This is a genomic window from Flavobacteriales bacterium, assembly GCA_020635855.1.
Lineage (GTDB): Bacteria > Bacteroidota > Bacteroidia > JACJYZ01 > JACJYZ01 > JACJYZ01.
The window spans coordinates 644,208-668,569 of the sequence record JACJYZ010000004.1 but is presented as its reverse complement, the minus strand read 5'-3'; the positions used below and the strand labels follow the sequence as shown (position 1 = coordinate 668,569).

Genomic DNA, 24,362 nt, shown 5'->3' with positions numbered 1-24,362 from the left:
GGTAGGGGTTATTCGGAATCTTTCTTTGGATCCAGCTTGATGCGTTCATTGCGGTTGGCTAGCTCCCAGCAAGTGTGGAACACCAGTCGCGTGATCTTTTCCATCTTGTTAAAATTGATTTTTTCTACGGTATCGGTGGATTTGTGATAATCCGCATGGGTACCGTTGAAGTAAAAGATGATGGGGATGTTGTTTTTGGCAAAGTTATAATGATCTGAACGGTAGTAGTACCGGTTCGGATCATTGGGGTCATCGTAGGTATAGTCGAGTTCGAGCTGGGTGTATTTCTGGTTGTTTTCCTCATTGATCTTTTTTAACTCACTGCTGAGTTTGTCGGACCCGATGAGGTAGATATAATCCGGATTGTCCTTGTACTTTTCATCCTGTCTTCCGATCATATCTATGTTAAGGTCTGCGACAGTCTGGTTCAACGGATACACGGGATTTTCAGAATACCATTGTGATCCCAGCAGGCCTTTTTCTTCGCCCGCAACGGTCATGACCAATATACTTCTTCTGGGTCCGTGCCCTTCCTTTTTCGCACGTTCAAATGCCTCGGCGATTTCCAACAGGGCGGTAGTTCCGGAGGCATCATCATCGGCACCGTTGAAAATTTCATCTCCATCTTTTCCTATATGATCATAGTGGGCGGTCACGATCACCAGTTCATCTTTCTTATCGCTTCCTTCTATATAGCCGAGCACGTTCTCGGACATGAGTTTTTCCGACACCTTTTTCACATCCAATCCCACACCTACCCGGGCATCAAAGGAAACCGGTTTTTTCTTTTTACTGATCTCGGAAATATAACCTTGTATATCCTTCTTACTTCCACCCTGTTTGAGAATGGCATTGGCCAGGTCCCAAGAAATGTAGATCTGAGGAACACGCTTCCGGTTCGGATCTTCATCTTCGGATACCACATCCAGCTTCATGGAAGGTTGTTCAATATAGTGGCGGAAGCGGGCGATGTTCTTCTGCACATCTTCCATCACCACAAACTGGGCTTTTGCCTCTTTTTCCAAGGCGGTTCTGCCTTTTGTTCTATAGTTGGTAGTCCAGATTGATTTCTTGGGTGATCCGGTTACAACCGAATTGCTATCCTTATCGAGCGGCTCACCATTGATGACCATGAGTACTTTACCTGCTACATCGTGACCTTTATAATCATTGTACCCATCTTCTTCTGCAATACCATATCCCAAAAAAAGCACATCCTGTACCGTCCATTGCTGATCTTCCACACCCGGGAAGTAGTAAAAGTCTTTCAGGAACTCAAAGGTTTTGCCTCCCACGGTTACCGTACTTCCTGAAGGCTTCTGTAGCAGCAAAGGAAACGATTGAAAGTAAGTGGAATCTTTATAAGGTGGAATACCGATGCGGTTGAACTGCTGCGCAATATACCTGGCTGCTTTCTTTTGCCCTTCCATTCCTGTTTCACGGCCTTCGAATTCATCTGATGCCAATACATGCATGTGTTTACTGATGTCGTCAACCGTAATGGTATTGGCATACTTCACAGACGTGGTATCCAGCCCGGGTCCGGCTTGAGCAGGTAATCCGTATGCCAGCAGGAGTACTCCCGGCAAGAATAGAAGTTGTTTACGCATACACTTTCTTTTAGGAATGAAGGGGTATTTTACGTATTCTTTCTTCATGTCGGCCACCTTCAAATCTGGCAGCGAGAAATGCTTCGAGTATTTCCCTGGCTTGTTCTTCAGTCAGGAACCGTGCCGGAAGGGCGAGCACATTGGCATCATTGTGTTCACGGGCCAGTTTTGCTATTTCCGGATTCCAGCACAAAGCCGACCGGATCCCCGCATGCTTATTGGCTGCCATATTGATACCATTCCCACTGCCACACATGATCAGACCCATGTCTACTTTTCCGGATTCCACTGCTTCCGCCACCGGGTGAGCGAAATCAGGATAATCTACACGTTCTTCTGAAAAGGGACCCACATCCAGGATCTCCATGCCTTTGCTTTTCAATACATCCACCAGATACTGCTTCAGTTTGAAGCCGGCATGATCACTTCCTATCGCAACTTTCACAGGCAAGACTTTACAGGGTTCAGGCAAAAATAATGGAAACCGGGGGATAAGACAACGGCTGACCGGTGACAGACCTTAATATGCAACAACAAGATTCAGGGTGGTTTTGGGTTGTTCACATCTTATTGAACAATGGCCAACAACTTGTTGAATTCTGACAAAAAAAATATTTGGTGGTTCAGTAAAGAGCACCTAATATGAAAATCACATTCCCTCACAAATTTTAAAGAGGGAACATTTAGGTAAAACATGAACAATTTTCGAAGTGTGGGCAGGTACCAAAATGATCAGATAATTATCCATAACTTTGTTATGAACACCTTGTGGATAAAGAGCTAATTAGTTGTTGTCATGCTCTTTAATTTTAACAATCAGTCCAAGGTTTGTTAGGTAATATTCAAAAAGTCAAAAAGCAAACCACGAGGTAAATAGTTATTTACGGTTTCAACACGCTAATAACATTAACATAGATTTACAAAAGATTAAAGATTATTTAAATAGTGTTTGTTGATACTGTTAAAAGGAAGTTTGGAAACGAAGCCGAGTTATGAATACGCAGATTGAGGAAAAAGGGTACCTGGATGTGGAAGTGGATCCGACAATGGATTTGTTCGCAGAGATTGCCAGGCTGAAAAAAGAAAAGAATGCAATCATTCTGGCGCACTATTACCAGGATGCGGACATCCAGGATATTGCCGATTATGTGGGCGACAGCCTCGGACTTTCGCAGCAGGCTGCTGCAACCGATGCGGATATCATTTTGTTTGCCGGTGTTCATTTCATGGCTGAAACCGCTAAGATCCTGAGTCCGGGTAAAAAAGTTTTGCTCCCTGATTTGAAAGCAGGTTGTTCGCTTGCCGATTCGTGTCCGCCGGATGCTTTTAAGAAATTTGTTGACCAGCATCCTGGGCACGTGGTGGTGTCTTATGTGAATTGTTCGGCCGAGATCAAGGCGTTGACGGACATTGTGTGCACATCCACCAACGCATTACAGATCATCGAAAGCATCCCGGAAGACCAGCCTATTATTTTTGCGCCTGATAAAAACCTGGGTGCATGGCTACAAAAGAAGTCGGGACGCAAGATGAAGATATGGGACGGAAGCTGTATGGTACACGAGATATTCTCCCTCGAAAAGATCATCGGATTGAAAGCCCAGCATCCCAACGCCAAATTCATCGCCCACCCCGAATGTGAAGATGCTGTTCTTGAACTGGCCGACTACGTAGGCTCCACCACAGGTCTCCTGAAATATGCCATCCGGGATGAGGCAAAAGAATTCATCGTAGCTACCGAATCAGGGATCCTTCACCAGATGCACAAGGAGGCACCGGGTAAAACCTTTATCCCTGCGCCACCCGACAATGCATGTGCGTGTAATGATTGTCCGCACATGAAGTTGAATACACTCGAGAAAGTGTATGTATGTTTGAAATACGAAAAACCTGAGATCGTTCTCGAAGAGAACCTTCGCAAAAAAGCGGAAGGTTCCATCCTGAGGATGTTGGAAATTTCAGAAAAATTAGGACTTTAACCCCATGATCCGGAAGGCTTATATCATCTTGTTGTTTGTCCTTTGGTGCTGTGCATATGTGCAGGCCCAGGGCGGCGCCAACGGATATACCAAGCTTTATCATCCCAATGGCATTGTATCCAGTGAAGGCTTGATGGTGAACGGTCAGCCCGAAGGGGTATGGAAAAACTACAACGAGGATGGCCAACTGGTATCCGAAGGAAGCAGAAAAAACCATCAACTGGATGGTGTATGGAAGTTTTACAGCGACAGTGGCCGCATCCAGATGGAAGTTACCTATGAGTTGGGAAAGAAAAGTGGAATCCGGAAAATGTATGATCCGAAAGGGCGGTTAACCACGTCGGAAATGTACAAGGATGACCTCAAGGAAGGGGAAACGATCAGTTATTTTCAGACCGGCGAAGTCCAGAAAATCATCCCTTTTGAAAATGGCAAGGAAAATGGATCAGGCTTTGAGTTTGACAAAGACAGCACCATCATCACCCTTTGGACATACCGGAAAGGATTCATGGTGCGCCAGGAGAAAATCAACCGAAAGGACAAGCAGGGCAGGAAACAGGGCAAGTGGAAGGGTTTTTATGAGAACGGTGAACTGAAATGGGAAGCAGATTACAAGGATGACTTGCTTCATGGTTATTACAAGACCTTTACCAACAAAGGAAAACTGATTGAGATCAAAAAGTATGAAGCGGGTGTGGAAGTGAAGGATGCAGAAGAACTGGCCACAAAAGATGTACGCCTCGAATACGATGAAAACGCACACGTTAAAGCGAGGGGTACTTACAATGAATCAGGCCAGCCGGACGGGGTCTTTCAGGAATTCGATGAAAACGGAGTGGTGACGGCTTCCACCCTGTATAACGACGGAGTGGTGCTTGGAAAAGGCATCATGGACCTGGGTGGAATCAAACAAGGACCATGGGAGGAAAACTATCCCGATGGAACCCTGAAAGCCAAGGGCACCTACAAGGATGGGAAAAGAGTTGGGAAATGGGTCTATTATTATGAGAACGGACAAGTTGAACAGGAAGGCGAATATGTGGATGGCCAGCCCAACAAAAAATGGCAATGGTACTATAAAACGGGCCAGTTGCTGAGGGAGGAAAACTTCCGGCGGGGCAAGGAAGACGGCCCCTTCGTGGAATACAGCGACAGCGGTACGGTGATCACAAAGGGTGATTATATTGACGGCTACAAGGAAGGCCCCTGGTTCTATGAACTCGAAAAGTACCGGGAGGAAGGAAGCTACAAAGATGGCCAACGCGACGGGGAGTGGAAACATTTTCACAAGAACGGTGAACTCAAGTTTGTAGGATCCTACATGTTGGGCATTCCCGTGGGCAAGCATAAATCATACTACCCCAACAAACGTTTGCAGGAAGAAGGCAAATACCGCGACGGCAAGAAAGTAGGAAAATGGATCAAGTACAATGAAGACGGATCCGTACTGCTGCTCACACAGTACCGCAATGGCGCGGAGGTCAAGTTTGACGGGGTAAAGGTAAAACCTGATACGCCGGCCTATGAAGACCAGTAAGAAATCCAAGTTACCACCTTCCGGGCAGAAAGACCTGTGGCTGAACCTGGCATTTGAAGATTGCGAGGATGCACTCTTGCTGATGGACCCTAAAACATTAGCGGTCTGGCATGCCAATGGCGCAGCGATCCGGTTGTTCGGTTATAAAGATCTCACCAAATTAACCCGCAGCAAAGGCATCCCAAGGATCGGTAAATCGGCCAATGAAGAATTCGCTAAATCGGCTACCCAGGAAGTCAATAAAAAGAAATTTTTCAAAACTACCTATGGATTCAAGTTGCCTGGTAAAGGCAAAACATGGATAATGACGGTGGTGAACGCCATCGGTAAACCCAAGAACAGGCAGTGGTTGATCCGGATGAGCAACATCACCAAACACATCCATGAGGCGGAATCCAGGAAGAAGGAAGAAGACCGTTGGACGCTCATTCTGAAAAACCTGAATGAAACGTTTCTGATCATCGATAAGGATTGTGTGATCAAGGACATCCACAACCCCTCTCCTCATTTCCGGCGTGAAGAGGTGATCGGGAAAAAGACTTACAGCTTTACTGATCCCGCGTATGTTGAACCCACCAAAAAACATACGGCGGAAATCTTCAGAACAGGAAAGAGTGTGTCATTTGAAACGGCGGTCAAGAAGCCCGATGGCAGTGGCAAGTTGCTTTGGTACCAGAGCATCCTTATCCCCAATCTCATCAGCAAGGGGAAAATGAAGAATGTAATCAGTATTTCCAGGAACATCACTGAACAGAAAGAGGCGGAAGAGGCACGCATTCGTGCCGAGAAAATGGAAGAGATCAACCTGGAATTGCAACGTGAGATTGAAGAAAGAATCCGCGTTGAACAGGAACTGGCCGACTCCCGCAACTACATCGAAAACATGGTGAACAGTTCTGCAGATGCCATCGTTGCGCTGGATGAAAACCGCAATATCACCAAATTCAACAGGCGTGCAGAAGAGGTCTTCGGCTATTCTGAAAAGGAAATTCTTGGCAAACATATCAGTCTGCTGTCGGCTAAGAAACCCACCGTGAACCACGTCGGTACCGAACTGCGGAAAAATAAATTCGCACAATTCGAGATCGTGGGAAAAAGAAAAAACGGAGAAGAATTTCCGCTTTTCATCAGTACGTCGATGTTGCTTGATGCCAAAGGAAACAGACTCGGTTCGGTAACGGTCGCCAGGGATGTGACCGAAGAGAAGCGGAAGGAAAAGGAACTCAGGGCCAGCGAAAAAAAATACAGGGACCTGGTAGAAAACAGCCAGATTATCATTCTTACTCACGACATGAAAGGCGTGATCCGATCGGTGAATGCTGTGGCAGCAACATGGATCGGATATGGATCGGAAGAACTGATCGGAAAAAAAGCGGCAACTTTTATTGCCTCTGTTTACCGAAAGGAATTCAATGATTACCTGAAAATACTGAGGAAGGAAAAGTTTGCGAGGGGGGTCGTGCGGGTGGTGAACCAAAAAAACCAGGAGATTTTCTGGTCTTACAAAAGTTCACTTCGGAGAAATGAAAAGGGATATTTTGCTACCGTGTATCTCGAAGACATCACTGAGCAGGTGCATGCAGAAAAACAGATCAAGGAATCGCTCAGGGAAAAAGAAGTGCTTTTGAGAGAAGTACACCACAGGGTGAAAAACAACCTGCAGGTGATCTCATCCATACTCAACCTGCAGTCGTCCTATGTGGAAGACCCCAAAACGTTGAATATTCTCAGGGAAAGCCAGAACAGGATCAAGTCGATGGCTTATATCCACGAAAGTCTGTACCAGGCAAAGAACTTGTCGCACATCAACTTTGCCGAGTACATACAAAGTTTGTCTGATAATTTGTTTCGTTCATATGGAGTTGTTGGTAGTTCCATCGAAATAGGCCAACAGATAGGTGATGTGTTTCTAAATTTGGACACCGCCATTCCCTGTGGATTGATCGTCCATGAGTTGCTTTCAAATTCATTGAAGTACGCTTTCCAGGGCAAGGCTGGTGGCAAGATTGACATTAAAATGCAAATTCAGGGTGATGAGGCAGTCTTAACCGTAGAAGACAACGGTAAGGGACTCCCCAAAGGTTTGGAGATAGAGAAGACAAGAAGCCTTGGTTTGCAATTGGTCGTTGCCCTCGTAGAGCAGTTGGGAGGCAAACTTACCTGGAGTTCATCCCCAAAGGGCAGCCGATTCAAAATAGTATTTCAGCATCAGATGAAACAAACCGATTCCTAACGATTCCCAAGCGGAAGTTGATTTTAGTATAGACCCGGCCATGGCACATACCTCCATTTTAATTGTTGAAGACGAAAAGATCGTTGCAAAAGACATTCAGAACAGCCTGTCCAAACTCGGTTACAAAATAACCGACGTGGTTTCCTCCGGCGAAGAAGCGGTGGAATCTGCACGGGATAAAAAACCGGATCTGGCGCTTGTTGACATCATGTTGAAAGGAGACATGGATGGCATCGAAGCCGCCAAACAAATGTGGAAGGAGCTGGATATTCCTGTGATCTTTCTGACCGCTTATGCTGACGAAAGCACCATCAACAGGGCCAAGCATGCCGAACCTTTCGGATACATCATCAAGCCATTCAAAGAAATCGACTTGAAAACCACGGTGGAGATTGCGCTGCACAAATACTCGCTTGATTCTACTGTTCGCAAGGAACGTGATATCTATTCAGCTATCATCAGCAATGCTACTTCCGACAGCGTTTTCATCAAATCCAACTCCAGGCAGAAGCGAGTGAAAGTGGAAGACATCCTGTATGTGGAAGCATTGAAGGATTACGTGGTGGTGAACACCGTCACGGAACGATATACCATTCACTCTACCATGAAGGACATCCAGAAAAAGTTGCCGCTCAAGAATTTTGTCAGGGCGCATCGGTCCTTTATCGTGAACATCGACAAGATTGATGTCATTGAAGACTCCAACCTGATCATCGGTCAGGATAAGAAGGTGATTCCCATCGGTGGTTCCTATAAGGAAGACCTTATGAGCCGCCTGAGTTTCATTTAATATTCGGAAGGGATCAGTTCGAAATCGAGTTGTTTTCGGATCAGGTCCGCTTTTTTCACCACAATCATTACGCGATCACCCAGTCTGTACTGTTTGCCGGTGCGACTGCCTTTCACGCAAAAGTTATCCTCGTCGAACACGTAGTAGTCATCATCCATCGTACGCAGGCGCACCAGTCCTTCGCACTTGTTGGCAATGATCTCCACAAACAGGCCCCATTCGGTCACGCCTGATACGATTCCTTCGTAGAACTGCCCCACTTTGTCTGCCAGGAAGTGTACCTGCATGTATTTGATCGAAGCCCTTTCGGCGCTGGTTGCCTTGCGCTCCATTTCCGATGCGTGTTTGCACTTGCTTTCAAGACCTTCCACATCAGGAGACTTTCTTCCGGCATCGTAGTCTGCCAGCAATCTGTGCACCATGATGTCAGGGTATCGCCGGATCGGGCTGGTAAAATGGGAGTAGTATGCGAATGCCAGTCCGTAGTGACCAATGTTCTCGGTGGTGTAAATCGCCTTTTCCATGGTCCGGATCGAGAGTTGTTCAATGATGTTCTCCTCCCCTTTTCCCTTGATGTCTTGCATCAGCTTGTTGAGGGAATTGGACAATGCGCGGTTGGAGTTGGTTTCGATCTTATATCCGAACCGGGAGATGAAACTGGAAAAGATCTGCAGTTTCTCGGCTTTCGGTGAATCATGCGTACGATACACAAAGGGCTTCCGGAGTTTTTTGCCTACATGTTCGGCCACGTGCTTGTTGGCCAGCAGCATGAATTCTTCGATCAGTTGGTTGCTGTCTTTGGATTCTTTGATGTAAACCTCCACGGGCTTGCCCTGGTCGTCAAACCGGAACCGTGTTTCGATGCTTTGGAATGCGATGGCCCCATTTGAGAACCGGATCTTGCGTAGCACTTTGGCCAGCGTATCCAGTTGTTTCAGTTCGGATGCAAAGGCGCCTTCCCCTCCTTCCAGGATCTCCTGTGCCGCTTCGTATGTAAAACGGTGGTCAGACAAAATCACGGTTCTGCCCACCCACGCATCATGGATGCGTGCGGTTTCGTCAAGCGTGAATACGGCAGAGAAACAGAGTTTTTCTTCGTTGGGTCTGAGCGAGCATATCCCGTTCGACAGGCGTTCGGGTAGCATTGGCACCACGGCATCGGCCAGGTACACCGAGGTACCCCTGCGGTAAGCTTCATGGTCGAGATGGCTGTCGGGGCGCACATAATGAGAGACGTCGGCGATGTGGATGCCCACTTCCCATTTACCATCCTCGAGCTGTCGAATCGAAAGCGCATCGTCGAAGTCTTTTGCATCCACGGGGTCGATGGTGAACGTGGTGACCCCGCGGAAATCCCTCCGCTTGGAAATCTCATCGGGTGTGATTACATCTGGTATGGCATTGGCTTCGTTCTCCACCTCCGGTTCGAAGCCGAGCGGGAAACCATACTCTGCTAGGATCGAATGCTGTTCAACGGTTTTGTCACCGGGGTAGCCGAGTACTTCGGTCACTTCTCCTTCCGGACCATGAATGGCGTCGGGCCATTCGGTGATCTTCACCAGGGCTTTCTGGCCGTCTTTTGCACCGTTCAACTTGTCCGGATGGATGAAGATATCAGGAATGCCCCGTGCCTGATCCGGTATGAGAAAGGCGGATTTTTTTTCGACCGTGATGGTTCCCACAAACGTTTCACGCGCTCTTTTCACCACATTCACCACCTCGCCTTCGGGCCGTTTACCGGATTTTTTGGGCAGCAGTTTCACTTCCACCGTATCACCGTTCATCGCCGACCCGATGTGATGCTGTTTGATGAAAATGTCCTGGGAAGAATCTGAAATCATCACAAAGGCGGCACCCGAAGTGATGATCTGAATCACCCCTTCCAGTCGTTGCTGCTTTTGCTTGAGTGAAAATGAACCGCGCTTTTCTTCCTGCAACAGACCTTTTGCAGTCAGCTTCTCCATCAACCCCATCAGCCTTTTCCTATCGGGCGCTTTCATCAGTCCCAACTGTTTGGCCATTTGCTTGTAGTTGAAATGGCGATGCGGTGCGGAACGAAACACCTCCAGGATGCGATCTTCCAATTGGTTTGCTTTTTCTTGCATGTGGTTGTTAAAACGGTTCTGCCATATGGCGGATAAAGATGGCCAAAAGATAAGGAAGATATTGTGAAAGCCCTTTTTTATTGGGGTTTCAGGGTCAGAAAATATTTTTGATAATCAATCCAGAAATTCATTTATTTGCACCTGTTTTTCACTAATCAAAAAAGAAAGGAGTAGCTATGTCTGACGTAGCATCTAGGGTTAAAGCTATCATTGTTGACAAACTGGGAGTAGACGAAAACGAAGTGACACCGGAAGCAAGCTTCACCAACGATCTGGGAGCAGATTCTTTGGATACGGTGGAACTGATCATGGAATTCGAAAAGGAATTCAACATTGCCATTCCCGACGATCAGGCTGAGAAGATCGGTACCGTTGGAGAGGCAATCTCCTATATCGAGCAGAACGCAAAATAATCCTTTCCCAAAGGACCTTTCATGGAGTTAAAGCGGGTAGTGGTAACCGGCCTGGGTGCCGTCACGCCTCTTGGTAACACCGTTTCGGATTACTGGAACGGTTTACTGAATGGGGTGAGCGGAGCTGCGCCTATTTCCAGGTTCGACGCATCAAAGTTCCGTACGCAGTTCGCATGCGAATTGAAGGGATTTGATCCCCTCACTTATGTGGACAGGAAGGAACTGAAGCGCCTGGACCCCTATTCGCAATACGCCATGGCGGCCACCGCACAGGGAGTGGAAGATGCCGGTCTGAACGCCGACGGTCTCGACAAGGACCGCATCGGCGTGATCTGGGGATCCGGCATCGGCGGAATTGATACCTTCCTTCATGAATGTATCGGATTTGTTGAAGGGGGCCGTGTACCTCGGTTCAACCCCTTCTTCATCCCCAAAATGATTGCGGATATCGCTTCGGGTCATATCTCCATGCGGTACGGATTCCGTGGTCCCAATTTCACCACCATGTCTGCATGTGCATCCTCAACCAATGCGTTGATCGATGCATTCACATACATCCGTACCGGCAGATCCATCGCCATTGTAGCGGGTGGTTCCGAAGCGGCCATCAATGAGGCAGGTGTAGGCGGATTCAATGCGATGCATGCCCTTTCGGAAAGGAATGACAGTCCGCAAACAGCTTCCCGCCCCTTTGATTTAGACCGCGACGGATTTGTTCTCGGTGAAGGTGCCGGATGTGTAATCCTGGAAGAAAGGGAGCATGCCCTGAAAAGGGGTGCGAAGATCTACGCGGAACTGGTTGGTGCCGGCATGACGGCAGATGCGCATCACATCACTGCACCGCACCCCGAAGGTTTGGGTGCCAGCAACGTGATGAAGCAGGCCCTGGAAGATGCCGGTATGCAAGCAGATCAGATTGATTACATCAACGTACACGGTACATCCACACCTCTTGGAGACATTGCGGAAGTAGCCGCCATTGAAAAAGTTTTCGGAGACCAGGCGTATAAGCTGAACATCAGTTCAACCAAATCGATGACCGGACACCTGTTGGGCGCTGCCGGTGCCATTGAAGCCATCGCATCCATCCTGGCGGTCAAGAACAACATGGTGCCTCCCACCATCAACCACTTCACCGACGACCCGGCCTTTGATAACAGGCTGAATTTCACTTTCCACAAACCCCAGGAAAGGGAGGTCAATGCCGCGCTCAGTAATACATTCGGATTCGGAGGACATAATGCCTCCGTGATCTTTAAAAAATTCGAATGAACCTTGGTCCTTTTCTCCAATAGAGACCCCAGGACCAAAGTTATCACTACATTCATTATATCTATTTTCCGCGTAAAACCCCGTAACCTGGCGTTGTATCACCAGGCGCTGACCCATAAATCGTTCAGCCAGCAACAGGGAAACGGTGCCCAAAGCAATGAACGGCTTGAGTTTTTAGGGGATGCGGTCTTGGGTGCGGTGGTTGCAGACTACCTGTGCACCATCTTTCCTGATAAGACCGAAGGAGAACTGACCGAGATTCGGGCGCAGGTGGTGAAGCGAGACAACCTCAACCGCATCGCACTGGAAATGGGAATTCATGAATTGTTAATCCACGAAACAGATTCCGATCTTCCATCCACTTCCATGGCGGGTAATGCATTTGAAGCCTTGATCGGTGCGCTCTATATCGATAGGGGTTATAAGCGAACTTGCAAAGGAATTATTCACGCATTGGTACCCACATATATCCACCCCGAAGAAATGGGCAACTGGAAGAAAAATGCCAAAAGCCGCATACTGGAATGGAGCCAACGGGAAAAATGTGCCGTGCAATTCAGGAGCAAAAAACAGGTTACTGAAGACGGGAAGGAACTGTTTGATGTGGTGGTCATCGTGGCCGGAAAGGTCATGGGTAGCGCCACCGCAACATCCAAAAAAGCCGCCGAATTTGACGCTGCCCACCAGGCACTCGAGAAACTGGAGGCAAAGGAATAACAACAACCACATGGCCAAGAAAAAGATACTGACCCTGGATGATGACTTTGATTTTCTTCTGGCCGGTATCAGCAGCCCGCTTAAAGATTACCGTCTATGCTGGGCTGTGAACAGGGAACTGAACCTCACACTGGAAAGAACGGAAGACCTGGAAATCTTTCCCAGTGCCAGATCGGAAGGGAATTCATTTTCTTTCTATACATTTGATGATCCTGAAGACCATGTGACCTACCACATCGTTTGCAATCGAAATGCAAAGGGAATGCTTGTGCCCGAAGCCAAACAGGCAGATTACTTCCTGATGGTCAAAGGGCACATGCCGGAAAAAAGATTCAGGGAGATCATCGGTAAACTGAAACAGATCGCCAACGTGCAGATGGCTTTTCAACTGGATCCGAATGAATTGAAATCTGCACAAAATTTATTGATTTGACATCATGAGAAAAATTCAAAGTAAATCCAAAATCGTTGCCACTGTTGGACCAGCGTCTTCCAGTCGCGAAGTATTGGAAGGAATGGTAAAAGCCGGTGTGGATGTATTCCGGCTCAACTTCTCCCACAGTTCGTATGAAGAACACGAAAAGATCATCAAAAACATCCGCGCCATCAATGAAGACATGGGTTATTACATCGCCATTCTTGCTGACCTGCAGGGCCCCAAGCTGCGGATAGGCGAAGTGGAGAACGGAATGGTGTTGCTCCAGGAAGGCCGGGAACTGGAAATGACCACGGATGACATCGTGGGTACCGCTGAACGTATCGGCGTTCGATACCCCTCTTTCGTAAAGGATGTGAAGGTGGATGAAACGGTGATGATCGACGATGGAAAGATCCTGCTGAAGATCACCGAAAAAAACGGACAAACGGTAAAAGCAAGGGTGTTACACGGAGGCGAGCTCTACCCCAAGAAGGGTGTGAACCTGCCCAACACAAAGATCTCACTGCCATGTTTGACGGAAAAAGACCTGAAAGATCTTGAGTTTGCACTAAAGATGAACGTGCAATGGATCGGACTTTCATTTGTCCGCTCCGCCAGCGATGTGCTTGAGCTGAAACACATCATCTCCTCCCACAACCGCAAAACACGGGTGGTGGCAAAAATAGAAAAGCCCGAAGCCATAGAAGACATCGACAACATCATCAAGGCAACCGATGCCATCATGGTGGCCAGAGGTGATCTGGGTGTGGAGATTCCCATCAGGGAAGTACCGCTGATCCAGAAAGAAATTGTGCGCAAATGCCTTCGCCATTCCAGACCGGTCATCATCGCCACGCAGATGATGGAAAGCATGATCCAGAACATTCATCCCACAAGGGCTGAAGTAAGTGACGTAGCGAACTCAGTCATGGATGGCGCCGATGCACTCATGCTCAGTGGAGAAACTTCGGTGGGGAAATTTCCCGTTAAAGTGATCGAAACCATGCAATCGATCATCACACATGTGGAAAAGAATTCGGATATCTATAACCACGAATACCCGCCTTCGAATGATCAGAGCGAAACGTTCATTTCCGACAGCATCTGCTACAGCGCGTGCAAGGTGGTGCAACGTACAGGCGCAAAGGCTGTCGTAGGTATGACCCATTCGGGTTACACGGCATTCAAATTATCCAGCCACAGGCCTGATGCCAACATTTTCGTGTTCACGGATAATCCGGGCATCCTCAGCATGCTCAACCTGGTGTGGGGTGTACGAGGGTTCTTTTATGACAAAGAAATTAGCACCGACCATACCATTGCCGATATCAAGTACTTCCTGAAAAAGCACGGCTACGTGAATGAGGGGGACCTCATCATTAACATTGCCAGCATTCCGCTGGGCGAGAAAGGCCGCACGAACATGATGAAACTGAGCCGTGTTGATTAAGCCAAAACACATTTGAGATGAATATTCAACTGCTGAAGGAAATTACCGAAACACCGGGCGCACCCGGGCATGAACAACCCATCCGGGAAATCGTAAAACGCGAACTGAAACCGTTTGCCGATGCCATCACTGTCGACAACATGGGCAACATGACCGTTCTCATCAAAGGGAAGAAAAGTAAAAAGGTCATGGTGGCCGCCCACATGGATGAGATCGCATTCATCACCACATTGGTGGATGACAACGGCTTCATCCGGTTCCATCCCCTGGGCGGTTTCGACCCGAAAACGCTCACTTCGCAGCGGGTTTGGATACACGGAAAGAAAGAAATACCCGGTGTCATAGGTTGCAAACCCATCCACATCATGTCGCCCGAAGACCGCAACAAAGTGGTGCCCATCACGGAATATTTCATCGATACGGGCATGCCCAAAAAAGAAGTGGACAAGTACGTGAAAGTGGGTGACACCATCACCCGCGACCGCGACCTGATTGAACTGGGCGAATGCGTGAGCTGCAAATCGCTCGACAACCGCATCTCGGTGTACATCCTCATCGAGGCCATGAAGAAAGTGAAGAACCTCCCTTACGACCTCTATGGTGTATTTACGGTTCAGGAAGAAGTGGGTATCCGCGGGGCGTCTGTGGCGTCGCTGCAGATCCAACCCGACTTCGGATTCGGCCTGGATACCACCATCGCTTTCGATGTTCCGGGCGCACGCGATTATGAACGTGTGACCTCACTCGGAGGTGGCGCCGCCATCAAGGTGATGGATGCCAGTACCATCTGTGATTACCGCATGGTGGACTACATGAAAAAAACCGCCGATAAGTACAAGGTGAAGTGGCAGGCTGAGATACTGCCGGCAGGAGGAACCGATACCGCCGGCATTCAGCGTATGACACCGGGTGGTGCAATTTCCGGTGCCGTGTCCATTCCCACACGGCACATCCACCAGACCATCGAAATGGTGCACAAAAAAGATGTGGACCAGGCGATTTCTCTTCTGGTCCACAGTGTACAGGATCTGGACAAATACAAGTGGGAATTCTGACAGCCCGTGTTATAGCCGCATGAGGCGGACCATCCCGATCTTCCCTTTGCCGAAATCGATCTCCACCAGGTAGAGGGCAGGCGGCAGATCTCCGACGTCGATCAAACCATTCCGCAATGCATCGTCACGTACAATGCGACCGTAAGCATCCAGAATCCTGACGTGCCGGGGCTTTTCCTTTGTTTGAAAGTATACGGTATTCCCGCTTCCCACCGGGTTCGGGAACAGGATGCCGGGATGATCGAAGAACCGGTCATGCGGGCCAATCCCTGAAAAGCCATAAACGAAGATGGTGTCTTTCAGGCTATCCTGCGTGATGGTGCCGGGCGTTCCGGATACCGGCCATATCACCACGGTGTTGATATCCATGTCAAATGACGGCGTGTCGCAAGGAAACCTGAGTGTGGCGGGTAAACTGTCACCCGGCGCAAACCCCGTGACGTTCGCCAGGGAAGTATCTACCAATATGATCGTGAGGGATGGTGCCTTGTCCGGTTGTACCCCAACATTCAGGTTTATTTTGCCACTGAATGTCGTATTGCCCACATTGCGCACGTACACATCGTAAACAAGCGTATCAGGTATGTACACCGAATCGTTGGGGGAAACATTGAAAACCGGTGACATGCCAAGTACGGGCTGCGCCCGCACAGCGGAAACTGTCAACAAAACAATCCAGCAAAGTATATTGAATGTGCGCCTCATGGTAAATGTTTTCAAATTCTCAAACGGGATCAAGTTATATAAACTTATTTGCAGCCGCCATGTATATTTGTAAAAACATTACGCATTCAAATTGGATATTCTTGAACAAATTGTAGCGTCGCTGGCCAAGGAAGAACTCAGATTCCTGAAGATATATCTTACGCGTACAAGACCAGGAAAAGACCGCAGGGATGTGACCCTTCTAAATGCATTGAGAAGATCAGGGGGAGAACCCAATACGGTTGGTGGGAAGCAAAATAACGGCAAACAGAATGCGCACTACAGGCTGCGCAACCGCCTGGTACAGGAGATCGGGAAAAGCCTGGTGTTGCAAAACCAGCATGCTTCCGATTTCAATGCTGCCTTCCACTATTTGCTACTGGCCAGGCATTTCAAAAGCAAAATGCTTTCGGATGTGGCGGTTTTCTTTCTGCGGAAGGCAGAAAGAAAGGCACGGGAACAATCGCTGCATGAAACGCTGGACATGATCTACAATGAATTCATCAGCATCTCAGATGAAGCGCTGGCGGTGAACCCTGAACATTACATCGAACTCCGGAAAAAGAACTGGTCCGACTTGCTGCGGGCGCGCGAATTCGACGACATCCTCGCTGTAGTCCGTCACCGCATCAAAAAAGCTCAGAACTTCTCGGTGGAGAAAGATGCCATGGTGCACCTGTTGAGGAAAGTCACCGACGAATATGGCGAGCAGAAAGAACTGCAGCAAACCCCGGCATTCAATTTCCGCATGTACAGAAGCATCAGCAGGTTGCTGATGCAACAAAACCAATTCAAGGCACTGGCCGATTACCTGACCACCACCCTGGCCACTTTCCGTAAACAAAAATGGTTGTCGGGAGAGAACAAGGATGTAGAGATTGAAATGCTGATCTACCTGGCCAATGCGCATATCAAAGAAAAAAATTATACGGCTTCACTCACATGGGCCAAAGAACTGAAGTCCATCCTCGATCGTCAGGGCAAATCGTTACAGGAAAAATACCTCTTCAACTATTTCAATATTCTTGTCAACAACTATTCCCACCTCGATCTCGACAAGGCCATTGCCATCCTGGAAGACATCAAAAAGAACAAGGTGATTTCCAAACAACCCTTCCATGTGGTATACACCTATCTGAACCTGGCCCTGTCTTACCATGGAAAAGGCCAGCATAAAAAAGCCATTTCATCCATTGCCACCATGGTGCGGCAAAACGGTTTCGAAAAACTCGACAAGGCATTTCGCCTGAAGATTTCCGTGCTGGAAGGGATCATCCGTTACGAAGCGCAGGACTGGGAGCTGGTACACTACCGCATGAACCAGGTGCAACGAGAATTCAAACACCTGCTGTCTCATGAGGAACTGGCCCGGGAAAAGGCCATGGTGAGCTTGCTGAAGACCGGAGGAGGAAACGGAAAAGTCACCCAACGCATCCGCCAGAATGTGCGCGTCGTACTTTCCATCTCCGATGACCAGGCCGAAACACAGGACCTCATCAACTACAACCTTTGGGTCCGGCATTCCTTCGGGAACATGCCCTCTTTCCAGTAAATCCATTTATTTACAATAAGGAAGTGTAAGATATTGATGCATTTAGTTGCGTCAATATATCACCATTCCATCGGCATATTGATGTGTTATGTGATATTTTGGATGTGTAATATTTGTTTTGATGTCAACTGGTAATCATCGGCTGCGTGATGAATTTTTGTACCGGTGATAACCAAAAAAGAAACACATGAAAACAACAAATGAACTTAACCGCATGAAAAAGGGCAGGCGTTTCGGCGCAATGACCTTGCTGGCAGCCCAGGTGCTGCTCATGCTGTTCGTCACTTCGTGTAGGAAGGACGAGATCGAGAACCACACCAACCTGCCGCACACCGGTGGTAACACTTCCTACGTAAGTGCAGGCGCCATCGGGGCGGTGTATGATGTCAACCAACATGCGGTAGCCAATGCAGAGGTATCGCTGGGCGGAGTAAAAACCACTACGGATGCCAATGGTCTGTTTCAAATACATGACGTGAGCGTACCGTCGAACCGCGCCATGGTGATGGTGAAAAAGCCGGGTTATTTCAAGGCATTCCGTGCATTCATACCAAAAGAAGGAGCGTCCCAAACCGTGTACCTGACACTGGTAGAGAACACGCCCGCATATACCGTAGACGCCCAGAGTGGAGGTGACGTGAACCTGACCAACGGATCCGGTCTGTCATTCCCCTCTTCATCTTTGGTGTATGCGAACGGCAACAATTACACAGGTACGGTGAACATTGCGGTGCAGTACCTGGCTCCCGGCGATGAACACTTCGGCGACTTGATCCCCGGTGACCTGGCAGCAGAAAGAGCAGACGGCAGCGAAGCGCAACTTGAATCCTTCGGCATGCTGAACGTGGAACTGACAGGTACTTCCGGCCAGCCGCTGCAGGTGAAGGAAGGCAAAGTGGTAACCCTCACGGTGGAGGTTCCTGCGGCCTTGCAAGCCAGCGCACCATCCACCATTCCCCTCTGGTACTTCGATGAAAGCCTGGGCATATGGAAGGAAGAAGGCCAGGCGACCCTCCAGGGCAGTGCCTACGTGGGCAACGTGAAACACTTCACCTGGTGGAACTGTGACCAACCTTATGCACCCGCCATCATTCGCGGCAGGGTACTGGACTGCCAGGGGAATCCGGTTGAAGGTGCGGAGATAAAACGAACCGATTTTGGTATTACGGGCGGCACCACCAATGGAAAAGGTGAGTACGAGGTAAGATTCCCGGTAGGTATGACCTTGGATATTTATGCATATGCATGGGGTTCCAGTAGTCAAACCGTTGTCGTGGGACCGCTGAACGAGAACGAAGTGTATACCCTGCCGGACCTGATCATATCTGATTGTCCTGCCATCATCCGCGGCAAGCTTACCAGTTGCGCAGGGTTGCCTGTAGATGGAACGGTATACTTTGTCTACGATTACGATCCCCAAGTCTCCAGTAGCCATCCGGTGATGACCGTGCATACACAGAATGGAGAGTACCTGGCGCAAACGAAACCGAATGGTAATTGTAAAATAACAGGATATACCGTCACAGGTGAGGTAAGTCAAACCATGGCAATCACCACAGGTGCCGCAGGTACGGTGACCAATGTCGGTGATTTGTCGGCGTGCATCACCCAAACGGATAATAGTTTCATGATCGATGGTGGTGTGTATAACCATCAGAAGATCGTACTGATTCCTGACTATGGGAATGACCCGACGGCCACAGCGCGGATTACCACAGGTTTGACAGATATCTCGGTCTACGATCCGATATCCAGGAATTCCATCTTCCTTAGGATTTATAACAATGCTGCAGGTACCTATAACTCCGTAAACAACGAATGCGTTGCCTATTTCAATTTAGCTGACATAAGCAATGAGAATGATACGGTTTTGTTCACGGGTGAGGATATTACCGTAACGATTGATCAAATTCCACAGGTAGGTGACATGATGTACGGAACTTTTTACGGAACATTCAAAAACCATAAGGATGGTTCCATGAGCACCATTTCCGACGGCCAGTTTGCCGTCATCCGGAAACAATAAAGTGTTTGTAATTCGTCAGAGCAAACACGGGGGCCTTCGGGCCCCTTTTTTTATCTTCGGTGCCCATGCAAACGCCGGAATACCACATCTCACCATGGGCCGATGCCACCGGCCGGGATATCCGATTGCTGAGCACCCGCCCCCTTTCCGGTGGCTCCATCAACCAGGCATGTCGCATCGAAACCAACCTGGGTGTTTTCTTCGTCAAGTGGAATGACGCAAAGGCCTGTCCCGGCATGTTCAAAGCCGAATCACGGGGCCTGGAGATATTGGCACGCACCGGCGCCATCCGCATACCCGAAGTGATCCATTGCGGCGAAGATTTCCTCATCCTCGAATACCTGGAACAAGATAGACCTGCCCCGAATTTCTGGGAAACATTCGGACAACAACTGGCCCGGCTTCATCAACATACCCACCCGACTTTCGGACTGGATCACGACAATTACATTGGCTCCCTGCCCCAATCGAACACCCCTCACAACACATGGGCCGACTTTTTCCGGGAAGCCCGACTGCAACCACAGATCCGGATGGCACGTGACAGCAAGCAGCTGGATCAACCCACCTGCAGCCTGCTGAATGGGGTGATGGATCGCCTGCCGCAGCTCTTCCCCGATGAGCCACCTGCACTCCTGCACGGCGACCTGTGGAGCGGCAATTACCTCATTGGCCCCGAAGGCCAACCCTGCCTGATCGACCCTGCCGTATACCACGGTCATCGCGAGATGGACCTCGCCATGACCCGGCTCTTCGGCGGTTTTGATGCGGCTTTCTATGCATCCTACAACGAAGCGCACCCTCTTGAACCGGACTGGGAATCGCGCACCGATCTCTGCAACCTGTACCCCCTCCTGGTGCACGTGAACCTGTTCGGAAGCGGTTATGCCTCCCAGGTACGCCACATAGCAGGCCATTATTCCTGAACGTGCCAACAGCCTGGATTTCTACTTACCCGACCGGTGGATTTCTCACATTCTCAACGGGTACCGCAAACCCTTGTGGCACGCGGCCGCACGGCTATTGGTTTTCTGCCGCCGGAAAGGTATATTTGCTACCCTTTTTTCAACACCGTTGTGAACCAGAAGTACACCGAATACGAAAAGCTGGACCTGTCCGCCATCGGCAGCAGGATCCTTGCAAGATGGGAAGAAGAAGACACCTTCCGCCGCAGCATCGCGGAAAGGAAAAATGCGCCTGCGTTTTCCTTTTATGAAGGCCCGCCGTCTGCCAACGGCCTTCCGGGTATTCACCACGTGATGGCCCGCACCATCAAAGACCTTTTCTGCCGCTACAAAACCATGAAAGGATTCATGGTGGAACGCAAGGCCGGATGGGACACCCATGGACTGCCCGTGGAACTGGACGTGGAGAAAAGCCTCGGCATCACCAAAGAAGACATCGGCAAGAAACTTTCCGTGGCCGAGTACAACCAGGCCTGCCGCGAAGGCGTGTTGAAATACAAAGACATCTGGGACGACCTCACCCGCAAGATCGGATACTGGGTCGACCTGGATCATCCGTACATCACATTCGAGAATTCCTACATCGAGTCGGTCTGGAACCTGCTGCAGAAGTTGTACGAAAAGGATCTGCTCTACAAAGGATACACCGTACAACCCTATTCACCGGCTGCCGGCACAGGCCTGAGTACCCATGAACTGAACCAACCGGGGTGCTACCGCGAGGTGAAGGATACATCCATCATCGCCGAGTTCAAGGCAGTGAAGAACGAACGGTCGGCGTTTCTCTTTTCGGAAGAAGACGAAGACGTTCGCATCCTCGCCTGGACCACCACACCCTGGACCTTGCCGTCCAACTGTGCACTGGCCGTAGGCGAGAAGATCGAATACGTGAAGGTGAAAACCTTCAACCGGTATACCTTCAAACCCGTGTCTGTTGTACTGGCAAAAGAACTGGTTGGAAAATATTTCAATGCGGATGCCCAGGCAGCTGCATTGGCAGACTACAACGAAGGTGATAAACTGATCCCCGCTCAGGTGGGAAACCCCTTCGCCGGCACCCAACTCCTTGGCATCAAATACGAGCAACTCATGCCGTATGTGCAGCCGGATGAATCCGAAGGTGAAGCGTTCCGCGTGATCCCCGGTGACTTCGTAACCACCGAAGACGGTACCGGCATCGTGCATACCGCGTCGCTGTTCGGTGCCGATGACTTCCGCGTGAGCAAGGCCAACAACGTGCCTTCCATCCTGGTGAAGGATGAGAACGGAACCATGGTGCCGCTGGTGGACAAGCAAGGCCGCTTTGTGAAGGAGGTGACGGATTTCGCACTCATGTTCGTGAAGGCGGAATACGAAGCGCCCGGCGTGGCCGATCAACCCGATTACAAGCCCACCGATGTGCGCATCGCCATCAAACTGAAGGAAGACAACAAAGCCTTCCTGGTGGAGAAGTATGCCCACAGCTACCCCCATTGCTGGCGTACCGACAAACCGGTGCTTTACTACCCGCTGGATTCATGGTTCATCCGCACCACCGCAGCGAAAGACAAGCTCATCGCACACAACAAAACCATCAACTGGAAACCTGCCGCCACCGGCACAGGTCGCTTCGGCAACTGGCTGGAAAACCTGGTCGACTGGAACCTGTCGCGTTCCCGCTTCTGGGGCATTCCCATCCCCATCTGGACCAGCGAAGACAAGTCGGAACGCAAATGCATCGGTAGCGTGGAAGAACTGAAGAGCGAAATCGAAAAGTCGATCGAGGCCGGCTTCATGAAAGAAAATCCCCTGGCCAACTTCAAGCCGGGTGATTTCTCGGAAGCGAATTACAACACGTTCGACCTGCACAAACCCTATGCGGATGATATCGTGCTGGTATCCGATTCAGGCAAGAAACTGATCCGGGAAAGCGACCTGATCGACGTATGGTTCGACTCGGGCGCCATGCCCTATGCGCAGTTCCATTATCCATTTGAAAACAAGGAACTGTTTGAAAAGAACTACCCCGCCGACTTCATCGCGGAAGGCGTGGACCAGACACGCGGTTGGTTCTTCACCCTGCATGCGATTGCCGTGATGCTGTTTGATTCGGTGGCTTTCCGCAATGTGGTGTCGAACGGACTGGTGCTTGACAAGAACGGCAACAAGATGTCGAAACGACTGGGCAATGCCGTGGACCCGTTCAAAACGATCGCGGAATATGGTCCGGATGCCACCCGCTGGTACCTGATCACCAACGCACAACCGTGGGACAACCTGAAGTTTGATATCGAAGGTGTGGCCGAAGTGCAACGCAAGTTCTTCGGTACGCTTTATAACACCTACTCATTCTTTGCGCTGTATGCCAACATCGACGGCTTTGCAGGTAAGGAGGCGCAGGTGCCGGTGGCAGAGCGCCCCGAGATCGACCGGTGGATCCTGTCGGCCCTGCACGCGCTGATCGAACAGGTGGATGCACACTATGCCGACTACGAACCGACCCGTGCCGGACGCCTGGTGGCTGAATTCGTGGATGAACACCTCAGCAACTGGTATGTGCGCCTGTGCCGTCGCCGTTTCTGGAAGGGAGAATATTCGCGGGACAAGATATCGGCGTACCAGACCCTGTACGAGTGCCTGATCACGGTGGCCAAACTGATGGCTCCGATCGCGCCGTTCTATGCAGATCATTTATATACCGACCTGAACCGCATCACCGGACAGGAAAGCCACGATTCCGTCCATCTTTCGCTGATGCCGGAAAGCAAATCCGCATACAGGGACCGCGACCTGGAAACCCGGATGGAACTGGCGCAGAAAATATCGCACATGGTGTTGTCGTTGCGCAAAAGAGAAAAGATCAAAGTAAGACAACCCCTCAACCGGATCATGGTGCCCGTGCTGGATGAAGCTTTCCGTAAGAATGTGGAGGCGGTGAAAGACCTGGTGCTGTCAGAGGTGAATGTGAAAACGCTGGAGTTCCTTGAAGAAGGATCGGGCGTGATCGTGAAGAAGGTAAAACCGGATTTCAAGAAACTGGGTCCGCGCTTCGGAAAAAGCATGAAGGAAGTGGCCGCGGCCATTGATCAGTGGACGCCCGAACAAATTGCAACCCTGGAAAAGGATGGATCGTATGAGATCAGTCTCCAGGGTGAAAAAGCCACCGTTGAGCTATCGGAAGTAGAGATCTTTTCAGAGGATATTCCGGGTTGGCTGGTTGCCCATTTGGACCGGCTGACGGTGGCCCTGGACGTGACCGTAACTGAGGCACTGCGCGAAGAAGGTGTTGCCAGGGAAGTGGTGAACAAGATCCAGAACCTGAGAAAGGACATGAATTTTGAAGTGACGGATAAGATCGCACTGCGCATCCAGGAAAACAACGGGATCCGTCAGGCGATCGAAAACAACAGGGAATATATTTGTTCGGAGACGCTTGCCGAAAGTCTCGAATTCGTACCTTCCCTGGAAGAAGGCCAAAGCATCCTGGTGGATGTGGATGATGGGTTGGCCACCCGCATACAGATTGAGAAATATCAGAACAATTAACCATTCGCGT

The 24,362-nt window shown here is 49.6% G+C and carries 18 protein-coding genes; 14 read left to right on the top strand and 4 right to left on the bottom strand.

Translation table 11 applies throughout. The annotated features are described in order from the left end of the window. Positions 1-8: 8 nt before the first annotated feature. Together H6585_14880 and rpiB are read right to left on the bottom strand one after the other, a co-directional pair. Positions 9-1,475, bottom strand: coding sequence for a M28 family peptidase (locus H6585_14880; protein ID MCB9449615.1), 1,467 nt, complete (start codon positions 1,473-1,475; stop codon positions 9-11). A 145-nt stretch (positions 1,476-1,620) separates the two neighbouring features. Next, a complete protein-coding gene (rpiB, locus tag H6585_14875; protein ID MCB9449614.1) occupies positions 1,621-2,055 on the bottom strand; it encodes a ribose 5-phosphate isomerase B in 435 nt (144 codons plus the stop codon). A gap of 547 nt (positions 2,056-2,602) precedes the next feature. On the opposite strand from rpiB, the gene nadA reads away from it, so the two are divergent. Genes nadA through H6585_14855 form a run of 4 tightly spaced genes read left to right on the top strand, consistent with a single transcriptional unit; the run spans position 2,603 to position 8,149 of the window. After that, positions 2,603-3,589 (top strand): quinolinate synthase NadA, encoded by a 987-nt coding sequence (gene nadA, locus H6585_14870; GenBank protein ID MCB9449613.1) that lies wholly within the window; start codon positions 2,603-2,605, stop codon positions 3,587-3,589. 4 nt (positions 3,590-3,593) lie between these two features. Then, positions 3,594-5,126 carry a toxin-antitoxin system YwqK family antitoxin gene (locus tag H6585_14865; protein ID MCB9449612.1) on the top strand — a complete coding sequence of 511 codons (1,533 nt, stop codon included), beginning with the start codon at positions 3,594-3,596 and terminating at the stop codon, positions 5,124-5,126. Next, the gene (locus H6585_14860) at positions 5,113-7,359 is read left to right on the top strand and encodes a PAS domain S-box protein (protein ID MCB9449611.1); all 2,247 of its coding nucleotides are present in this window, start codon (positions 5,113-5,115) and stop codon (positions 7,357-7,359) included. Before H6585_14865 ends, H6585_14860 begins: the two co-directional genes overlap by 14 nt. Before the next feature lie 40 nt (positions 7,360-7,399). Continuing rightward, on the top strand, positions 7,400-8,149 hold the full coding sequence (locus H6585_14855; protein MCB9449610.1) for a response regulator: 750 nt from the start codon (positions 7,400-7,402) through the stop codon (positions 8,147-8,149). On the opposite strand, the gene rnr is transcribed toward H6585_14855, so the two are convergent. Then, positions 8,146-10,254, bottom strand: a complete 2,109-nt coding sequence (gene rnr / locus H6585_14850; GenBank protein MCB9449609.1) for a ribonuclease R — start codon at positions 10,252-10,254, stop codon at positions 8,146-8,148. The genes H6585_14855 and rnr overlap by 4 nt on opposite strands. Positions 10,255-10,430: 176 nt before the next feature. Here rnr and H6585_14845 point away from each other — a divergent pair, with 176 nt between their 5' ends. The 6 genes from H6585_14845 to H6585_14820 all read left to right on the top strand — a co-directional run bounded on the left by H6585_14845 (position 10,431) and on the right by H6585_14820 (position 15,579). Then, positions 10,431-10,667, top strand: a complete 237-nt coding sequence (locus H6585_14845) for an acyl carrier protein (GenBank protein MCB9449608.1) — start codon at positions 10,431-10,433, stop codon at positions 10,665-10,667. Between the two features lie 21 nt (positions 10,668-10,688). Then, entirely contained in the window at positions 10,689-11,939 is a 1,251-nt protein-coding gene (fabF, locus tag H6585_14840; GenBank protein ID MCB9449607.1) for a beta-ketoacyl-ACP synthase II, read from the top strand. A 93-nt stretch (positions 11,940-12,032) separates the two neighbouring features. Then, the gene (rnc, locus tag H6585_14835; GenBank protein MCB9449606.1) at positions 12,033-12,656 is read left to right on the top strand and encodes a ribonuclease III; all 624 of its coding nucleotides are present in this window, start codon (positions 12,033-12,035) and stop codon (positions 12,654-12,656) included. A 10-nt stretch (positions 12,657-12,666) separates the two neighbouring features. Then, positions 12,667-13,089, top strand: coding sequence for an IPExxxVDY family protein (locus tag H6585_14830; protein MCB9449605.1), 423 nt, complete (start codon positions 12,667-12,669; stop codon positions 13,087-13,089). 4 nt (positions 13,090-13,093) lie between these two features. Continuing rightward, entirely contained in the window at positions 13,094-14,524 is a 1,431-nt protein-coding gene (gene pyk / locus H6585_14825; protein ID MCB9449604.1) for a pyruvate kinase, read from the top strand. A 17-nt stretch (positions 14,525-14,541) separates the two neighbouring features. Beyond that, entirely contained in the window at positions 14,542-15,579 is a 1,038-nt protein-coding gene (locus H6585_14820) for a M42 family metallopeptidase (GenBank protein ID MCB9449603.1), read from the top strand. Between the two features lie 9 nt (positions 15,580-15,588). Here the strand turns inward: H6585_14820 and H6585_14815 are convergent, their stop codons facing one another. Then, positions 15,589-16,284, bottom strand: a complete 696-nt coding sequence (locus tag H6585_14815) for a T9SS type A sorting domain-containing protein (GenBank protein MCB9449602.1) — start codon at positions 16,282-16,284, stop codon at positions 15,589-15,591. Positions 16,285-16,375: 91 nt separating this feature from the next. On the opposite strand from H6585_14815, the gene H6585_14810 reads away from it, so the two are divergent. The 4 genes from H6585_14810 (at position 16,376) to H6585_14795 (ending at position 24,352) form a co-directional block, all read left to right on the top strand. Then, entirely contained in the window at positions 16,376-17,836 is a 1,461-nt protein-coding gene (locus H6585_14810; GenBank protein MCB9449601.1) for a hypothetical protein, read from the top strand. A 187-nt stretch (positions 17,837-18,023) separates the two neighbouring features. Next, positions 18,024-19,862, top strand: a complete 1,839-nt coding sequence (locus H6585_14805) for a carboxypeptidase regulatory-like domain-containing protein (protein MCB9449600.1) — start codon at positions 18,024-18,026, stop codon at positions 19,860-19,862. A gap of 65 nt (positions 19,863-19,927) precedes the next feature. Further along, positions 19,928-20,788, top strand: coding sequence for a fructosamine kinase family protein (locus H6585_14800; protein ID MCB9449599.1), 861 nt, complete (start codon positions 19,928-19,930; stop codon positions 20,786-20,788). A gap of 150 nt (positions 20,789-20,938) precedes the next feature. Beyond that, a complete protein-coding gene (locus H6585_14795; GenBank protein MCB9449598.1) occupies positions 20,939-24,352 on the top strand; it encodes an isoleucine--tRNA ligase in 3,414 nt (1,137 codons plus the stop codon). Positions 24,353-24,362 lie beyond the last annotated feature (10 nt).

What these genes read in the sequence shown, in the direction of transcription:
- H6585_14880 (MCB9449615.1), bottom strand. Translation starts at nt 1,475, where the DNA reads ATGCATGTATTGGCATCAGATGAATTCGAAGGCCGTGAAACAGGAATG.
- nadA (MCB9449613.1), top strand. Translation starts at nt 2,603, where the DNA reads ATGAATACGCAGATTGAGGAAAAAGGGTACCTGGATGTGGAAGTGGAT.
- H6585_14865 (MCB9449612.1), top strand. Translation starts at nt 3,594, where the DNA reads ATGATCCGGAAGGCTTATATCATCTTGTTGTTTGTCCTTTGGTGCTGT.
- H6585_14860 (MCB9449611.1), top strand. Translation starts at nt 5,113, where the DNA reads ATGAAGACCAGTAAGAAATCCAAGTTACCACCTTCCGGGCAGAAAGAC.
- H6585_14855 (MCB9449610.1), top strand. Translation starts at nt 7,400, where the DNA reads ATGGCACATACCTCCATTTTAATTGTTGAAGACGAAAAGATCGTTGCA.
- rnr (MCB9449609.1), bottom strand. Translation starts at nt 10,254, where the DNA reads ATGCAAGAAAAAGCAAACCAATTGGAAGATCGCATCCTGGAGGTGTTT.
- H6585_14845 (MCB9449608.1), top strand. Translation starts at nt 10,431, where the DNA reads ATGTCTGACGTAGCATCTAGGGTTAAAGCTATCATTGTTGACAAACTG.
- fabF (MCB9449607.1), top strand. Translation starts at nt 10,689, where the DNA reads ATGGAGTTAAAGCGGGTAGTGGTAACCGGCCTGGGTGCCGTCACGCCT.
- H6585_14830 (MCB9449605.1), top strand. Translation starts at nt 12,667, where the DNA reads ATGGCCAAGAAAAAGATACTGACCCTGGATGATGACTTTGATTTTCTT.
- pyk (MCB9449604.1), top strand. Translation starts at nt 13,094, where the DNA reads ATGAGAAAAATTCAAAGTAAATCCAAAATCGTTGCCACTGTTGGACCA.
- H6585_14820 (MCB9449603.1), top strand. Translation starts at nt 14,542, where the DNA reads ATGAATATTCAACTGCTGAAGGAAATTACCGAAACACCGGGCGCACCC.
- H6585_14815 (MCB9449602.1), bottom strand. Translation starts at nt 16,284, where the DNA reads ATGAGGCGCACATTCAATATACTTTGCTGGATTGTTTTGTTGACAGTT.
- H6585_14805 (MCB9449600.1), top strand. Translation starts at nt 18,024, where the DNA reads ATGAAAACAACAAATGAACTTAACCGCATGAAAAAGGGCAGGCGTTTC.
- H6585_14800 (MCB9449599.1), top strand. Translation starts at nt 19,928, where the DNA reads ATGCAAACGCCGGAATACCACATCTCACCATGGGCCGATGCCACCGGC.